The organism is Paenibacillus uliginis N3/975 (assembly GCF_900177425.1).
In the GTDB taxonomy this organism is placed as follows: domain Bacteria; phylum Bacillota; class Bacilli; order Paenibacillales; family Paenibacillaceae; genus Paenibacillus_AQ; species Paenibacillus_AQ uliginis.
The window spans coordinates 5,001,289-5,017,845 of record NZ_LT840184.1; the positions used below are offsets into that span (position 1 = coordinate 5,001,289).

The following is a 16,557-nucleotide window of genomic DNA, read 5'->3' on the forward strand; positions in this document are numbered from 1 at the left end:
CGTAGACCACAAAAAAAGCAAGCTACCCAAGAATGAATCTCGGATGACCTGCTCTTGTTTTTTCTGAAAGATAATATGCACAAATCGTAGATCACCGTGCTGCTAAGGACTCCGAATGGATGCAATCCGCCATCGAAAATACCTTCACTGTTCCCGGGGACGCCGGAATGAATGCTGTCTCGCTAGAATGACGGGAGCTAAAGGAAATCTTCTTCGGCTTCCCAGGGATCAGGTCGAAGAAGTTATCGCTGAAAATGCCTTCTTGTTCTGAAGACAGCCATACCTGGCGTGCAAACACATTGCTCTCCACAATAACAACCGTACCGCCGTTACCCTGAACCTCTCTGACCGTGATGTCAGGGGTTTGCAGCAGAAGATGCTTGTCGGTTACAAAATAATGATCTTTGCTGTCCGCAACGTCCCCTTCCAGCTCTAACTCTACGCGGAGGACGACCGAGGAAGGATTGTGTCCGCTCAGGAGTTCATCAACCTGAGTCTGATACACTATTAAAGCCGCCTGCGCATTGACTTGCACGGGAAGAGATAATGCGTGCAGTTCTTTCCCTTCGAAACTGATCAGCTCAAGCCGCAGGATACCCTCAATAGGTGCAGACACATCGGAAATCAAATGAACTGAAACGATGCCCTCCTCCTGCTTCTGTTCTACGGCAAGACAGACATCACGGAAGCTGCGCTTAGCAACATACTGCAATGCCTTCCACCGGCCCAAATAATCCATGCCCGCCCAGGAAGCGACCGGCCAGCAGTCGTTCATCTGCCAATATAGCGTACCCATACAGTACGGCTTATTACGACGATGCGCTTCAATGGCTGTCTTCATCGCTTCCGCCTGCTGCATTTGGCTCATATACAGAAACGAAGTGAAATCCTTCGGCTCATGCATGTACTGGTCCATATAACTTTTGATCAAGTGGTTCCCCGCTCCGTTCTTCTGGTGTGCCAGCATAACCTTGGATTCCAGCTCCATATCGCTCTCACCAGCATACGTTCTTACCGTCTTGGGTTCTGGGAACGACTGAAAACCGTATTCACTCATGAAGCGTCCCACATATACGTTATAGTTATCAAACGGCTCGTTGTTGTGCCACACTCCCCAATAGTGGATATCGCCACTCGTGGTTTCGGGATTAGCATGCTGGTTCTTGTCCCTGCTGAGTGACACGAGCGGAGAAGACGGCCAATACTCAGCACCTGGTGCACATCTGCCGACGGCCTCTGGCAATATCTCGTGGAATATGGCTTCGTAATCTCTCCATAACTTCTCGCGAATGTCATTGCTGTACTGCTGCTTCCATCCCCAGCCCGCTTTCTCATCATAATGCGCCCATGCAGAGTCAATCTCATTATTTCCACACCAGAGCACAATGCTCGGGTGGTTGCGCAGACGCGTCACATTCTCCTCTGCTTCCAGCCGAACGCTATTCAGGAACGCTTCATCCCCGGGATACATACTGCAGGCAAACATAAAGTCCTGCCACACCATTAACCCATTTTCATCACACAGCTCATAGAAAATGTCCTCTTCGTAAATGCCTCCGCCCCAAACGCGAAGCATGTTCATATTGGATTCGGCAGCAGACGCAATCTCATGACGGTAACGTTCTGCCGTTACTTCAGTTAGGAAGCTGTCATTCGGAATATGATTCGCACCTTTGGCAAATACAGGTGTCCCGTTCAATTCGATGTAGAACGATGTGCCAGCTTGATCTGCCTCCTGAACGAGACGGACGCTGCGAAGTCCGGTCCGTACTGAAGCGTGTGACACCGTCCGCTGCTCTGCTTGGAGTTCCGCACGGAATTCATACAAATTCGGCTCTCCAAGACCCCGGCACCACCATAGCTTAGGCTCCTTGATTTCCATAGCAAGCTCTATCGTGTTACTGCCGCCGGTTAGCTGTGTCTTTCTTTCCCACTTCTGTCCTGCTGTTGTGACAATAAGAGTTCCATCAAAATCATCATTTACCTCAACCGTTACAACCGCCTTCATTCGGGCAACCGAAGCCGTCACCTGTTCCTGATGAATAAACACATCACGAATCACTGCCTCTGACCACGCCTCGATCCGGCACTCCCGCCAGATTCCGCTCGTCACAAACCGCGGGCCCCAGTCCCAACCGTAATGATATGGTGCTTTACGAGCGAAGATGCTAACCTTCTTCTCGCCCAGCCCTCCTACTTCAGATTGGTCATTATCTGCCGGGAGTGCATATCCGAGCTTCTCTAGCTTTGGCAGATCCTCCTGAATCGGGGAACGGAAGACGATACGGATATGATTGCTTCCTGGCACGAGCCGTTCCTTGACATCAATCTTCCAGGAGCGAAACATATTGTCCGCAGCCAGAACAGCCTTTCCGTTCACATACACATCCGCATAAGTGTCCAACCCGTCAAATACTAGCTCCAGACGGGACTCTGCCATCAGTTCATCGGAAACCTCAAAACTTGTTTCATATTCCCAATCCTGTTTATCAATCCACTGCAGGTCATGCTCATTCGTTCCATAGAATGGATCTTGAATTTTATCATTTCGAAGCAGATCGGTATGTACGCATCCCGGAACTCGGGCAGGCAACCATTCCTGTTCATCAGAAGCTTTAAACGTCCAGTTATCCAACAATTGTAGTTTCATATGAGCCTCCTCCATTCGCCCAAAATATAGCACCATATCTTTCTATCGTCAATAAAATTATCATAACGTTATTATAATTTTAATAACATTATCATATTACTTTTTAGTTTATAAAAATATTATCATATTACTCTTCCATAATCTGATTCTGTCCATACGCTAGAATAAGGAACAGGACAGGTCCAAAAGGCCCTGCCCTGTTAACTATACGTCCCTATTATGAAACAAAATGTTAGCAAAAAGGTTGTTCTTACGGGGATAGCCTGCTAATTCCACTTCATTAGGAAGTGAGAGCGCAGGAATCTCGTGGCTTTAGCTATGAGAGGTTCAATCCTCAGTAACCTTCACTGTAACACCAACTTCAAACATCCGGTTCCACGGCATGTACACATCTATAATTTTAACTCTTGTATTCTCTGTATCCACATGTTCATGAATGAACTGCTCCAGCTTTTCTCTAACCAGTGACGCGATCTGGCCGCGTCTTCCGTCAATCTCAAAATAAGAATATCCCATTTCTTGAACCTGACCTTGTGACAGTAATTTACGGACGGAAGCACAGTAACCGCAATCCTCCACATAGCGGAGGGCCAGAAAATCCAAGTGCCCTTCGGTTCTGCCGTAACGGGTAAAGAGCATCATCTGGGCAATGACAGTTCCAAGCGTGTTGGAGCTTGTGTTCCATCCGGCATACCCCGCAAGATCGAACAACATTCCCTTCTGGCGGAGCAGCTTTAATAACTGCAAATCCCCTCCATTAGCATAGGCCACATCCCCAACCGCTACAGGCTTGCGGAACCGCTTCATAATAAAGCTGCCGTATTCCACCAACTCCACAGCGTTACGCAGTACTTGATAGGAGGCCTCCGGTGAAGGCTGGTTGTTCGATTCGGTCATCTCAGCTCCAGGAGCATTTACGAGCAGAATCATATCTGCTTCTTGGGCACTCGCCGCCACTTGTCCACCAGCCGCTAAAATCTGATATTTCACACTTTCGAACAACGGCCTGTCTTCATATAGCGGCGTCACGAAAGGGGCCCCTACACCTGAAAAACGTGGATACACAAAAGGCATGTCGCCGTTCATTTCATTGATCATTCGGGCTATGAGCGTGCATCCCGCTTCATCCGCACCCGGATACATCAAGGAAGACAGTTCCACATTCCTCAGCGTCATTTCGTCTCTTAGGAGTTGCTGATCCTTGGCGGTCCAGCCATAAGTCGCCGAATCATCCTGCGGGATAATAAGGAAGTCGATAATACCTTCCTCAACATACCGAAGTACTGCCTGATTGGCAGCACGATTAAGAGCCCTACGCCCAAGATAGTCGGTTTCTACCTCTTCCGGCAGCACCTTCTCGATCCGCCGCAGCTCCTCAAGCTCATCTTCGGATGCCAAGCCAAGCTCATGGCGATGAGTAATATAGCCTTTCTGGAACAGCTCACGTCCATACAGCCCGTAATACTCTGGTTCTTCATCCGAGCTGGAATATTGAGGACAACGCATGATGAGATGCAGAGCAAACAGCTTAAGTTTAGGGTTCTGCCTCTTCAGTCCACGTAAACGATCTATACGTTTGCCTATTTCCTCTTCGTTCAGATCATGAAGTCGGGAAGGAACAATGCCACCGTACAGCAGCGTATCCAATGCAACGATAGCGCCGTCTGCATTCTTGCATTCCTCCTCCAACCAGACGCCGAGCCGGTCTGTATCACCTGGCTGCTTCTTCTGTCCCATAATCTCCAAATCCGGCCTAACCAAATTCACTCCGGTTCCGTTAATCAGTAAAGCAGGATACTCATAATTACATGGTCGTTCATCCAACGGCAGGTATACAATCTTTACGTTTTCCACAATTTAGCGCTCCTTTTTCCCAACAGGATAATCCGGTAAACCACAACCTCCCTCATCTTTCTACCTCAGCCTGACAAGAGGGAATAGCTTTCATGCAGGATTTCTCCAGCAGCGATTTACTTTAAACAGCACCTGGGATAACCCTCGCTTTTATAAAACGCTTTCAATTCTGATGATCATGGGATCAGTTTATCATAGAAAAACTAGCTAAGGGGAATATTTTTCCTTTTTATTTATATATTACGAACAATTTATTCTAAAATTCAGTATACAAAAAAATCGGCCGCAGCCGATTCTATGTATTGGTGAATCATTAGGTATTCGCCCTTGAAGAGCTTTAGTATAGATCAAACATATTCACTTCATAGCCCAGAGTTTTCAGGTAGTTAAACATCTGTGCCCGGTGGTGCTGTGTATGGGTAACAATCTCGATCAGCCATTTAGCTTGTACAGATCCGTGCTCCAGATAAAATGGCTTTGTTTTCTTATGCAAAAACTCCTTCTCCGAAAGTTTCTCCATGTAGTGTTTTACATCCACTGTGCCGGAGTTCATCCAGCCGATGAGCGTTTCTTTATCTGTTCCAGCAGCAATTTCCACTTCGAGTGCGCGGATTTCTGACTCGCTTTTTTCTTGAAGAATAAGCAGGTCTACAGCCGGTACCGACACAAGATGATGAACGAGTTCCTGAAGGTTTCTCATATTGTCGGCGGGTCTGTAATCCCAATGCTCGGGTGATATTTTGCGGATGAGATTGCAGGAGGTTCTAACGATATGCTCCAGCTCTTCAATCAATAAATGCTTTACTTCATTAGTCGTGTTCATGTGATTCACTCCATTTCCATAATATTCATCTTCATTTCGCCGTCTATGTTCTGGGCTTAGTACTTATTGTAGATTATAATAGTGACAACTATTGTCACTATTACGAAAAAAATTTAAAAACCTTAAAATAAATCGATGGAGTTATAGCTATGTCTAAATCCAAAAGACTCATAGAGTTAATGATGACCGTCAACCGGATGCGGAAGTTTACCGCGAAAGAGCTTGCCGACCAGTTCGAAGTGTCTCAGAGAACGATCCTAAGAGATCTGCAGGAGCTAAGTGAGCTAGGAGTGCCCCTCTATTCTGAAGTCGGGCCACATGGCGGATACCAGGTTCTCAATGAACGAATCCTACCTCCGATTGCGTTCAGCGAGGAAGAGGCAGTTGCCATGTTTTTTGCCAGTCATGCCCTGCGTCACTATCTATTTATGCCCTTTGAAGCTGAGTCTTCTTCAGCGCTGAACAAATTTTACTTTTATATGCCTGGAGATGTGCGTGACCGGATTGACCAGATCAAAAACCGTATGGACATTTTCACACCGACCCGGCAGCAAAAAGCAGAATATTTGTCGATCTTGTTAGATGGAGCTGTGCAGCAAAAGGTTATCACGATTCAGTATGAATCCAAAGGTGGTTATTCGCACCGAAATATCCAGCCGGTCGGCATCTATGCCAGCAATGGGTTTTGGTACTGTCCTGCTTACTGCTTTTTGCGTAAGGATTTCCGTCTGTTCCGCTGCGACCGAATTCAATCGGCGGAGTATGACACCAGCGGGATTTTACCTATGGATCACCGCCATATCCACCTTGGCAATTGGGATTCGTTAACGAGACAGACCCCTTCCTATATAAATATTGCCGTAGAGCTCAGTCGGGAAGGTGTTCAGCGATGTGAGAACGAGTTGCGGCCAGTGCCGACCATACACATCTACCAGGACGGTACAGGCCGGATAGAGCAAAATATCCCAGAAAGCGAAATTTTATATTTCGCCAAGTTCTTCATCGGACTGGGCAGAGAGGCGACTGTCAAAGAGCCTCCCGAACTGATCCGCTGCATGAAAGACATCTTGTCTGACATTATGGCAAAATATGAATGAGACAGATCGAATTCAACTGTTACACTAAAGACCCTTAGCCTGAGCATCACTACGAATGCGGATTATTCTTCCGTTGGAGACTTCTATTTCTTTAGTTCAATCTACTCTATTGTCGCTGATCTCTTATATAACCAAAAAAAGCGCCTGATTCTCTTCAAAAGAACCAGGCGCTTTCTCATTAACTATTCTCTTTTTTTCTTCCAATCAGGATAGAGAAATCGCAGCTGATTTCGCTTAGATCATGATTCAGAACTTGCCGAACCTGTTCTTCCGCTGCACCCCAGGATAACGGCGTCATGTAAATCAAATGCTCCAACTGTACCGGATCGAGGCTGACCTTATACTGGAGCCGTTCCTGATGCAGCAGCTCAAAGCCTCGGTTGAACAGTTCCACGGTCTGCTCATTGGAATATTCCCGGCGCTCACTTTCCCTGTACAGCAAGGTACGCAATTCCTTCAGGTATTCGCTGTCCGGTATAACCTTGATCAGTATCCCGTCATCCGTAAGCAATCTTTCAAATTCCGCATAATTGGAAGGCGATAATATATTCAAAATAACGTTAAACGACTTGTCAGCAAACGGGCATTTTGCCAAATCAGCAACACACCATATATTTAACCCGTCATCCCGCGCGGCTATTTGGACGCCCTCTTTCGAAATATCGATTCCAATCCCCAGAACTTCTTCTTTTACAAGAGAGCTTGTCTTCTTCCTTAATGCGGTCAGGTGAGATCCTTCTCCGCATCCTGCATCAAGAAGAACTATTTCCTTGTCCTGGACCGACTCCTGTCGCCGACTTATGATTTCACTCAACCGGACCAGCAGCGGCTCAAAAAAAGACGCCTCATTTATCATTTTTCGCGCATCAAACATCCGTCTGTCATATTTTGTCTTGGACGGGTTTGTCAGCATATTGACATAGCCCTGCTTGGCGAGATCAAACCGGTGAAGGTTTACACAGAGCAGGCTTTTCCCGTCGTCTACTCTCAGAGCACCTTGACATACCGGGCATCTGAACAACGCTTCATTCTGCTCCATAAGCCGGGCACTTGCTAACAACTTCCCGCTTCTGGTCATGTATAACACTCCATTCATTATCTGTAGGTCCAAATTCATCTGAAAGCTGGAAAATATCGCGGATCATCCGCTCCGGTTATCATAACACACTCCTCGTTCCATTTACGACAAATGCAGCAAGTGGCTAAGACAGGCCAGCGGTTTCTGCCCAGCGATTAACGATGTACTATCCGAGTAACCCTCTCCCCGGTCAGCCAACTAGGCTTGCGATCCCTCCCTCCCTGCGTCCTATTACGAAATAGTTCTTTACTTCCCCATCACTCCAGTGATGTTTAGTCCTTTAGTATGTTGGTTCCAGAATATTCCTAGTTAGAATTAACCATCTTTATATATCCGGTCCTGTATGTCTTGACCGCTCGAAATATCGACTTATACAATGTAATTTGTAGAAATTTAGCATATTAGATGGAGGACTGTAGATGTTGAAGCTAAGACTATTTGCCCCCCTGCTTTTGGTTATGTCATTATTTTTAGGATCAAGCCAAGTATTTGCGGGTGTAACTTTTCGCGATACTGACAACCACTGGGCGAAGGCGACTATTGAGTGGGGAGTCGAGAAAGGAATAGTGAATGGGTATGCGAATGGTACGTTTATGCCCAACCAAAATGTGACCGAAGCGGAGTTCATCCGTATGCTCGTGGTCGGCATCGCGGGCAAGGATTTAGAGGAGACTTACTTGACCGAATTCTGGTCGGATAAATATTATAACTTCCTTCATTTTAAAAATTATCCGGTCCGCGGTTTTGCAGACAAGAAGATTCGGAGTACCTATATTACACGCGCCCAAGTCGCAGAACTTGTGTCCAGTGCGGATGGAGTCAACTATTCAGGAGATCAGGCCATTCAATACGTGCTCGGCAAAAAGTATGCACTAGGACGGATTAAGGGCGAGAACACGATCCGGGGATATATGGGCCATGAGACCATCACCCGGGCAGAAGTGCTCCAGCTCATTAAAAATCTAACGAATCACGGTATGTCCAACCTGTACGACCGCCCAACCGAAAGCAGCCCTACGGCCAGCCTCCCAAAACTTCCGACAGAATGGGATGTATACCGGGATAACATGTACATAGTAATCCGTCAGAACGTGTTCACAAAATATAGCGGATATCGCATTTACGACGACGGCGACAGCCGTGTAGTCATGACCCGAACGAAGCAACAAGGTCAGGTCGATAATGCAGTTACTGTGCAGTTCGAACCTCAAATCTTGTCGTTCAGCAGCATATCTCTGTCCGACAGCAACGACAGCACACAGCGTAATATGCTTTCGGACGTACTGGATTTGTACGGCTTCAAGATCGATAAAAGCTATCTTCTGACCAAGATCGATTCAGCGGTCAAAAACAAAAAGGAAATTCAGCTGAAGGTTAGTGGAAAGACAATCGTCATTGATCCTCTTATCTCCAGCCCGGAAGGACAAATCAAGGTTTACTATAAATGGTGGGATGTTGCCCGCGCATAACCTTAGTGCTTACATTTCATGATGAGATAGCCATATAAACTCCTTGATCTCTGTTTCAGCACTACGATTGCGGATCATCCTTCCGATCCCTGTTATCCCCAGATTTTTCCAGAACGGATAGTATAGTATGGTTAAATCCGGGGATAAAGGGGACCACTTCGTTTCTCCAGCATGATTCCGCCTTCTCCGTTGAAGCTAGGTACTTCTTTAGTTCGATCCTCAATCACTCTTGCCCCCGAATTTCCTGAATTATTCCTACCAGCTCCTCATTAGAGCGGCTACGTCTCCGATTGCCTTGCGTCCTGCCGGGCTAATTCCGCCAAGCTGGAAAAAACCGTGATTTACCCCCAGATATCTCTGGCACTGGGCATTCACCCCCGCTTTCAACAGGCGGCGGTAAAGCTCCTCCCCTTCATCGACCAGTGGGTCAAACTCCGCCGTTAATATATATGTATCCGGGAGCCCGGCCAAGTCATCCCTATATAAGGGACTGGCTTCGGGATGTTCGGGAGTTGTATTTCCCTCAAAATACGCTTCAAATCCGCTGAGCAACATATCCCGTGTAACAATGTAGTCGTCGCCATATTGGTCATAGCTTTTACTGGAGCCATTCGCATCCAACATCGGATAGATCAAGATCAAACGCTGAATCCATGACAGTCCCTCCGATTTCAACCGCAGAGAAGCCACAAGGGCGATATGCCCTCCCGCGCTGTCTCCGGCTAGGGTCAGCTTGTCCGGGTTCCCGCCCCAAGCGGACGCCTGCTCCTTAACGATCCGTATCGCTTTCACGGCATCGTCATGGGCGGCAGGATAACGATGCTCCGGTGCGAGCCGATAATGTACGGCTACAACCAGGCAGCGACCCTGGTTAGCCAACTGCCGCATCTGACGGTCATGCGTTTCGAGATCGCCGCTCACAAAGCAGCCACCGTGGAAATAAATCATCACGGGAAGATTACTCTCATCCTGCGGCCTGTAAATCCGCAGCTGCACCTCGTCAAAGTTAAAGTCTTCGATCCTCCAGACAGGCTCCGCCTCTCCGGCAAGATCAATTGTCGCCAAATAACCCTGGCGGCGTTCCTCAAAGGTTTGAAGCCTGGCCGACGGGCGGCCGGCGCGAATAAATTGTTCTACCGATTCCCTTATTCCGGGTTCTAAACGATCGAGTTCAGTCATCTATGTATGTTCCTCCCTTTCTTTTGCAATGATTAATTCTATCTCTATCATACACGAACCTATGTTTCCGTCACACCCAAAAAAAACGAGCAATAAACTTATCTGACATAAAGAAAGCAGCCCTTCATTATAATCAGGGCTGCTTCTTCAACATCAAGCTCCAATACTGCCGCTTATTCTCTTGAACAATACCGGACGAATCCACCAAATATAATACAATCCGCATGCCAGAAGGGCTCCAGCCGTCGCCAAAAAAGGAAGCTGATAGTTTTGTACGGACAAAATCAAGCCGGAGACAAAAGTAGCTAACGACGATCCTAAACTTCGGAAAACCGATCTCATACCTGCGTATAAGTTTCGCTCTTCATCTTTAAATGCAGACATCAGCAGACTATCCAGAAGGTTAGACAGCATCGTCGCACCTCCGCCGCGCAGCAAGAACATAACCCCAAACAGCCATACCGGCATGATCATGTATAGAGATACACACAGCAAGATATTTACCACAAAAACGGAAATGATGGCTATGTTGTATCCGAATCGTTCCATAATATATGGAGTCAGTAACGAACAGATAAACAATACGATACCGTTGATTGCCAGTAGAAGTGATACCTGATCATCCATCCAGTCCAGACGGAACTTTACAATGACATTCAGAAAAGAGCCTGTCAGAGCGATAGAGCCTCCAAGCAAAGCCGTAAACACAGCAAACAGCCACAAGGTTCCGGACGATATTTTAGCCATTAATATGGAAAATCCTCCAGAGGGCGATTTTTCTATCGCTTCCTCCTGTGATCTCTTCCTTTCCGTTGGCAGCCAAAACGCTCTTATGACTCCATGCAGTACAAGCACCAAAGCGGTCAGCAAGAGAGTAACTTCATATCCCCTGCTCCCCTCAAAACCTTTCGCAATGTAACCGGCAGCTAAGGTACCTAAGCCCGTAAAGGCAGTAAAGACAGCAAACATTAGAGAATATGCGCGTGCCTCTTCTTTCCGGGACTTGCAATAATGGAAGAGCAACTGGATCTCTGTTGTCTCGACAAGCGTTAGACCGGCGGACACCAGAATTTGAGCAGCATAAAACCAAATCAATTCCTCACTGACCGCAAACAGAACATTTCCTGCCGCGATAAAGAATACTCCGGCTACAAGCAGCTTCTTTCTCCCTATCCTATTTGCTAGCATTGACACGGGTATGGCAAGAACCCCCATAATCAGAATCCCCGTGGACACCAACGCTCCGATCTCATCTTCCCTAAGACCTCTAAAAAGCAAGTGTAAATTTAGAACAAGTGTGTATAGACCAATACCTACACCGTAAAATGCTTCGCTAATGAGAAAACGGCGTACACCCGTAGACAGCTGAAGCAGGTCTTTGATGTAAAAGGACATGTCATTCCCCTTTTCCTGAAATCCGGTGCAACCTTATACGAATAACAATCTTATTCATATATTTTCGCTTCCGAACGCATTCGGTAGCTTAGTGCCCCCGGATCCGTGTCCTCCGCCGCATAGGCCTGTAAAAGAATACGGAACTGGAAAGGTTCCGGCTTGACGGTATACTCGGGGGATTGTGCAGGACCGCAGCTGTTGCTTCCAAGCCCGTTCTGGCGGTAATCCAAATTGAGTGTAATAAAATTGCTCGGAACAAGATCACTTATGTGCATGGCTGATTCCAGATTAATATCGGTGTACCTGCTTGCGCTAAAATTGAGAACAGGCACACCCGTGGCAAGAAGGCCCGTCCCAGCACCATCTGCAATAGAGATCCACCGGACATCCGTACGGTTACCGTTCTCCTGCGGATAAATATAAGGCGTAAACAAACCGTCTACCGTACTCCGGTATTCACCAAAGCGCCCTGCTTCCTTGCTGTCCGGGTAACTTTCACCCGGTCCTCTGCCGTACCACCGGACATTCTTCATATCTCCCGCGACCTTCAATTGAAGCCCGATTTTCGGGAGCATGGCGGGTGGTGTTCCTATCGGTTCTCCCTTCACGTCCATTATGATCAAACCACTGGAAGTAATCGTATATGATGTTTCACAGCGGAAACCCCAATCATAAACCGGTGGCGCGATGCGGGAATTCCACTGGATTTGAACACAATTATTATCAAGTCTCTTCCACTCAAAATGGTCAATCCGCTCCGTCAACCGGTCCAGATGCGCTTTACGCCAATCCGGTAGCACATACATATCGTTATCAATCGGCGGACGCCAAAAATTCAACCGCGGCCCACCAAGCGTGATATTCTTACCGTTCAAACGCAGGGACTCAAAACCGGGATGAAGTGAATCCAGGGAAAGCTGGAAACGATCGGTCTCGACAATAAGTCTTCGCTTCTCCTCAGTTAAGCGGAGCTCTTGTTGCCGTATCGGGTCCAATTTGAACTGAGAAACCGCTGGGGCTCGCAGCGTAAATTGAGACCAAGCTACCTCGTGCCCTCGCGCAGCCCAGCGGCAATCCGCAGCTATCGTAAAGGAAATTTCAAGCCACATTTCCGCATGCGGATCGACACCGGCCTCGATCTCGTCCGCGTTCAACGGAATTAAGATCTCTTCACCCTTTCCGGGTTCAATACGGGGAATCGGCATTACTCCACTATGAACAAGTCGGCCTTCCGCCAGAATCCGATAATGGGCCTGAAGATGACCCAGCGTAATAAAATCATATCGGTTCATAACGAGAAGGCGTCTGTTATCGAGCATTTCGACACGGATCGGTTCAATGACCTTCTTGTATTCCAGAAGTCCAGGGGAGGGTGTACGGTCGGGACGCACTAAACCGTCGATTACGAAATTGCCGTTATTCGGCACATCCCCGTAATCCCCACCATAAGCATAATCCTCCTTGCCGTCCGCTGTCTTTCTGCTTAGCCCGTGATCGATCCACTCCCATACGAAGCCACCCTGCAGACGTCGATGCGCTTCGAAGGTATCGAAATAAGGTCGCAGTCCGCCCGGGCCGTTGCCCATCGCATGGGCAAACTCGCACAAAATATGTGGCTTGGGATGATCCGTCATTTTACCGAAAGCATCCATCTTCTCGACAGATGAGTACATGGTGCTTACCACGTCACATACCTCGGCTTCCCGGTCTTCCTCATAATGAATCAGCCTCGTTTGATCGTTCTCCCTGCACCACTGAGCCATCGCACGGAAATTGCACCCAAACCCGGATTCATTGCCAAGTGACCAGAACAGAACGGACGGGTGATTTTTGTCCCGCTCCACCATTCGGCGGACCCGGTCGACGTAGGCCTCCTTCCAATCCGGATCGTCGCTTAAGCGTGAAATATTGCCAAGCAGCTCGAATCCATGTGTCTCCAGATCCGTTTCCTCCATAACATACAATCCATATTCATCACACAGATCGTAGAACCGAGGATCATTCGGATAATGAGCCGTCCGCACAGCGTTAATATTGTGCTGCTTCATTAAAAGGATGTCTTCTTGCATCGTGGACAATGTAACGGTTCTTCCCGTATCTGGATGATGATCGTGGCGGTTTACTCCCTTGAGTAAAATGGCCTTTCCATTCACCAGGAACTGGCCGTCCCTCACTTCTATGCAGCGGAATCCGACGCGCTGTGCGATGGTCTCCAAGAGTTGGCCCTGTGAATCCATCAAAGTGATGACCAGATGGTATAAGGTCGGGGATTCGGCACTCCACAAGGCCGGTTCCTCCACTGCCAGTTCAAACTCCTCCATAGAGGAATGAGCAATGATCCTTTCAGCAGCTGCAACCTGTTCACCAGTACGGTTGAGCAGCTGCAACTTTACGTTTCCTGCGGATTCAGTTCCCTCCAGATCCATCCGGACGTTCAGATTGGCGTTTCGGTACTCGGCATCCAGCTCTGTGATAACGCGAAAATCAGCAATGCGGAGGGCAGCAGGTTCAGCAATCAGATAAACGTCCCTGAAAATGCCGCTTAACCACCACATATCCTGATCCTCCAAATAGCTTCCGTCGGACCACTGGTATACCCGGACCGCCATCTTGTTGATTCCAGGTTTAAGATAAGGCGTTAGATCGAATTCAGAGGTTAGCCGGCTCCCCTGACTGTAGCCGATAAATGAACCGTTCAGCCATACATGAAACGCACTGTCCACGCCGTCGAATTTGACGCAGATCTTTCTACCGTCCCAATAATCCGGAAGCTGGAATTCACGCACATAACTGCCTGTCGGATTCTCAGTTGGCACATGCGGCGGATCCACCGGAAACGGGTAATACAAGTCCGTGTAGTGCGGACTTCCATAGCCCTGCAGCTGCCAGTGTCCTGGAACAGGAATATTCTCCCACTCAGACACGTCGAAATCCTCTTGATAAAAAGCTTCCGGAGCAGCTTCAGGCTCCTCCGCATAATGAAATTTCCACATCCCATTCAGCGATTTATACCAATCTGATCTGCCTCTGTCATAACTTAAAGCTCCTGCCGTGTCTGCGAACGGGATAAAATAAGCACGGCTCTTAGAACGATTTCGCTCCAGAACGCCGAGTTGTTCCCAGTCCCGGCCTAAACGATTGTCCTTCATTTATGTCTCCATCCTTTCCAAGTGATCTATATTTATCTATCCTTTTATCCCTGTAGTTGCGATTCCGCCGACGATATAGCGCTGAGCAAAGAAAAATACAGCAAGCGGTGGAATGGAGATCAAGCATGTAACGGCCATAATGGATTGCATATCGACGCCATGCATCCCCTTGAACTGAGACAATCCAAGCGTGAGCGTGTATTTCGTCTGATCATTCAGGAAAATGAGTGGACCCAGATAATCATTCCAGCAGCTCATCATTTGGAACACGGCAACAAGAATCAGGGAAGGCCCCATCAGCGGCACGATAATCCGCAATAACACCGTCATTTTTCCGGCACCGTCAATCGTCGCCGCTTCATCGAGATCCCTCGGCAAGGTCATGATGAACTGGCGCAGCAAGAAAATAAAATAAGCGGAGCCGAACCAAGACGGAACGATAAGCGGCTTCAATGTGTTGATCCAGCCCAGGTAGTTGAACTCCATGTATTGTGGAATCATGGTCACTTCCCATGGAATCATCATGGTAGCCAATACGATGAGAAACAGAGTATCCCGTCCCTTAAACTCGAATCTGGCGAACCCGTAAGCCACCAGTGTGCAAGATATCAGCTGTCCAAGCGTAGCCAGCACCGTAACAATCAACGTATTTTTTAAAAACATATTGAAGGGCTGAATGTTCCATGCCTCCGCAAAGTTGCTAAACTGCCATACTTCCGGAAACCATTTTGGAGGAAACAGATAGAGCTCCTGCTGTGACTTCAGCGCTGTTGTTACCGCCCAGAACAGGGGGGCAATGAACAACAAGGAGCAGCATATGAGCATGGCGTACGTGAGCACTTTTTTCATATGGATTGCTCCTTTCTACTGGCGTTAGCCTTTTTGGCTGGCTTTGGCTGGCTCTTTTTCATCTCGCCCTCATAGAACACCCAGGCCTCCGACGATTTAAACACGAGGAACGTCAATGTCAGGATAATCAGGAACATGAACCATGCGTTCGCTGCAGAGTAACCCATTTTAAAGTATTTGAAGGCATTCTCGTACATGTACATTGCGTAAAAATACGTAGCTTTCATCGGTCCTCCGCCCGTGAGCAGGAGAGCGAGAGTTAGCTGCTGGAAGGCAGCAATAATGGAAGTAATCAAGTTAAAAAGAATCGTTGGCGTTATCATCGGTATCGTCACACTAAAAAATTGTCTGATCTTTCCCGCTCCATCTATGGATGCCGACTCATACAAATCCTTGGGGATTCCTTTAAGCCCCGCCAGAAAAATAAGCATCATGGCGCCCTGACCCCAAAGGCTTGCAATGACCATCGCTACCAAAGACCACTTCGTATCGTTCAGCCAGTCAGGTCCTTCGACACCGAACACTGATAAAAAGTAGTTCAGTATTCCATAATCCCCGCTGTACACCCAGGACCAGATCATGGCAAGAGCTACACCAGAAATAACTGACGGCAGGTAGAATGCTGTGCGAAAGATCGCGCTCCCTTTAACTTTCTGGTTCAGCAGCATGGCAAGTCCCAAGGCCACAATGATATTAAGCGGTACGAACAAAGCCGCGAATTTTAAAGTGACCATCAGTGATGTCCAGAACAACGGATCATTAGAGAACATTTCCTTATAATTGTCTATGCCGATAAAGGTCACTTTACCGACAATCGGCCAATCAAAAAACGAAATCACAAGGGAAAATAACAGTGGTCCTAAGGTGAATACAACAAATCCGAATATCCATGGAAAAATAAAGAGGTAGGGCGTAGCCCCACCCCATCTTTGTTTTCCCAATCGTTTCGGGGCGGCTGTCTGCTTTTGTGAGTGGGGCACATGGGTCTCGGCCATCTCCGAACCTTCTTTCTAC

At 47.7% G+C, this 16,557-nt stretch carries 11 protein-coding genes; 2 read left to right on the plus strand and 9 right to left on the minus strand.

Annotated features, from left to right (window positions below; all coding sequences use genetic code 11):
- Positions 1–91: 91 nt before the first annotated feature.
- The 3 genes from B9N86_RS23475 to B9N86_RS23485 form a co-directional block, all read right to left on the minus strand.
- A complete protein-coding gene (locus B9N86_RS23475; RefSeq protein WP_208915529.1) occupies positions 92–2,650 on the minus strand; it encodes a beta-mannosidase in 2,559 nt (852 codons plus the stop codon).
- Positions 2,651–2,977: 327 nt separating this feature from the next.
- Positions 2,978–4,507, minus strand: coding sequence for a DUF4127 family protein (locus B9N86_RS23480; RefSeq protein ID WP_208920677.1), 1,530 nt, complete (start codon positions 4,505–4,507; stop codon positions 2,978–2,980).
- Positions 4,508–4,841: 334 nt separating this feature from the next.
- Entirely contained in the window at positions 4,842–5,327 is a 486-nt protein-coding gene (locus B9N86_RS23485) for a DinB family protein (RefSeq protein ID WP_208915530.1), read from the minus strand.
- 149 nt (positions 5,328–5,476) lie between these two features.
- Between B9N86_RS23485 and B9N86_RS23490 the strand changes: the two genes are divergently transcribed.
- Complete coding sequence (locus B9N86_RS23490) at positions 5,477–6,424, plus strand: helix-turn-helix transcriptional regulator (RefSeq protein WP_208915531.1); 948 nt, start codon at positions 5,477–5,479, stop codon at positions 6,422–6,424.
- 178 nt (positions 6,425–6,602) lie between these two features.
- Here the strand turns inward: B9N86_RS23490 and B9N86_RS23495 are convergent, their stop codons facing one another.
- Positions 6,603–7,502: a putative RNA methyltransferase gene (locus tag B9N86_RS23495; protein WP_208915532.1), complete on the minus strand. Its 900-nt coding sequence runs from the start codon at positions 7,500–7,502 to the stop codon at positions 6,603–6,605.
- A gap of 419 nt (positions 7,503–7,921) precedes the next feature.
- On the opposite strand from B9N86_RS23495, the gene B9N86_RS23500 reads away from it, so the two are divergent.
- Positions 7,922–8,971 carry an S-layer homology domain-containing protein gene (locus B9N86_RS23500; RefSeq protein WP_208915533.1) on the plus strand — a complete coding sequence of 350 codons (1,050 nt, stop codon included), beginning with the start codon at positions 7,922–7,924 and terminating at the stop codon, positions 8,969–8,971.
- Between the two features lie 255 nt (positions 8,972–9,226).
- On the opposite strand, the gene B9N86_RS23505 is transcribed toward B9N86_RS23500, so the two are convergent.
- From B9N86_RS23505 to B9N86_RS23525, 5 genes are all read right to left on the minus strand, one after another.
- Complete coding sequence (locus B9N86_RS23505) at positions 9,227–10,150, minus strand: alpha/beta hydrolase (protein WP_208915534.1); 924 nt, start codon at positions 10,148–10,150, stop codon at positions 9,227–9,229.
- 153 nt (positions 10,151–10,303) lie between these two features.
- Positions 10,304–11,545, minus strand: a complete 1,242-nt coding sequence (locus B9N86_RS23510; RefSeq protein WP_208915535.1) for an MFS transporter — start codon at positions 11,543–11,545, stop codon at positions 10,304–10,306.
- 50 nt (positions 11,546–11,595) lie between these two features.
- A complete protein-coding gene (gene ebgA / locus B9N86_RS23515) occupies positions 11,596–14,694 on the minus strand; it encodes a beta-galactosidase subunit alpha (protein WP_208915536.1) in 3,099 nt (1,032 codons plus the stop codon).
- A gap of 36 nt (positions 14,695–14,730) precedes the next feature.
- On the minus strand, positions 14,731–15,543 hold the full coding sequence (locus B9N86_RS23520) for a carbohydrate ABC transporter permease (protein WP_208915537.1): 813 nt from the start codon (positions 15,541–15,543) through the stop codon (positions 14,731–14,733).
- Positions 15,540–16,538, minus strand: coding sequence for a carbohydrate ABC transporter permease (locus tag B9N86_RS23525; RefSeq protein ID WP_208915538.1), 999 nt, complete (start codon positions 16,536–16,538; stop codon positions 15,540–15,542). The genes B9N86_RS23520 and B9N86_RS23525 overlap by 4 nt, the downstream gene beginning before the upstream one ends.
- Positions 16,539–16,557 lie beyond the last annotated feature (19 nt).

What these genes read in the sequence shown, in the direction of transcription:
- B9N86_RS23525 (WP_208915538.1), bottom strand. Translation starts at nt 16,538, where the DNA reads ATGGCCGAGACCCATGTGCCCCACTCACAAAAGCAGACAGCCGCCCCG.
- B9N86_RS23475 (WP_208915529.1), bottom strand. Translation starts at nt 2,650, where the DNA reads ATGAAACTACAATTGTTGGATAACTGGACGTTTAAAGCTTCTGATGAA.
- B9N86_RS23510 (WP_208915535.1), bottom strand. Translation starts at nt 11,545, where the DNA reads ATGTCCTTTTACATCAAAGACCTGCTTCAGCTGTCTACGGGTGTACGC.
- B9N86_RS23490 (WP_208915531.1), top strand. Translation starts at nt 5,477, where the DNA reads ATGTCTAAATCCAAAAGACTCATAGAGTTAATGATGACCGTCAACCGG.
- ebgA (WP_208915536.1), bottom strand. Translation starts at nt 14,694, where the DNA reads ATGAAGGACAATCGTTTAGGCCGGGACTGGGAACAACTCGGCGTTCTG.
- B9N86_RS23505 (WP_208915534.1), bottom strand. Translation starts at nt 10,150, where the DNA reads ATGACTGAACTCGATCGTTTAGAACCCGGAATAAGGGAATCGGTAGAA.
- B9N86_RS23485 (WP_208915530.1), bottom strand. Translation starts at nt 5,327, where the DNA reads ATGAACACGACTAATGAAGTAAAGCATTTATTGATTGAAGAGCTGGAG.
- B9N86_RS23520 (WP_208915537.1), bottom strand. Translation starts at nt 15,543, where the DNA reads ATGAAAAAAGTGCTCACGTACGCCATGCTCATATGCTGCTCCTTGTTG.
- B9N86_RS23500 (WP_208915533.1), top strand. Translation starts at nt 7,922, where the DNA reads ATGTTGAAGCTAAGACTATTTGCCCCCCTGCTTTTGGTTATGTCATTA.
- B9N86_RS23495 (WP_208915532.1), bottom strand. Translation starts at nt 7,502, where the DNA reads ATGACCAGAAGCGGGAAGTTGTTAGCAAGTGCCCGGCTTATGGAGCAG.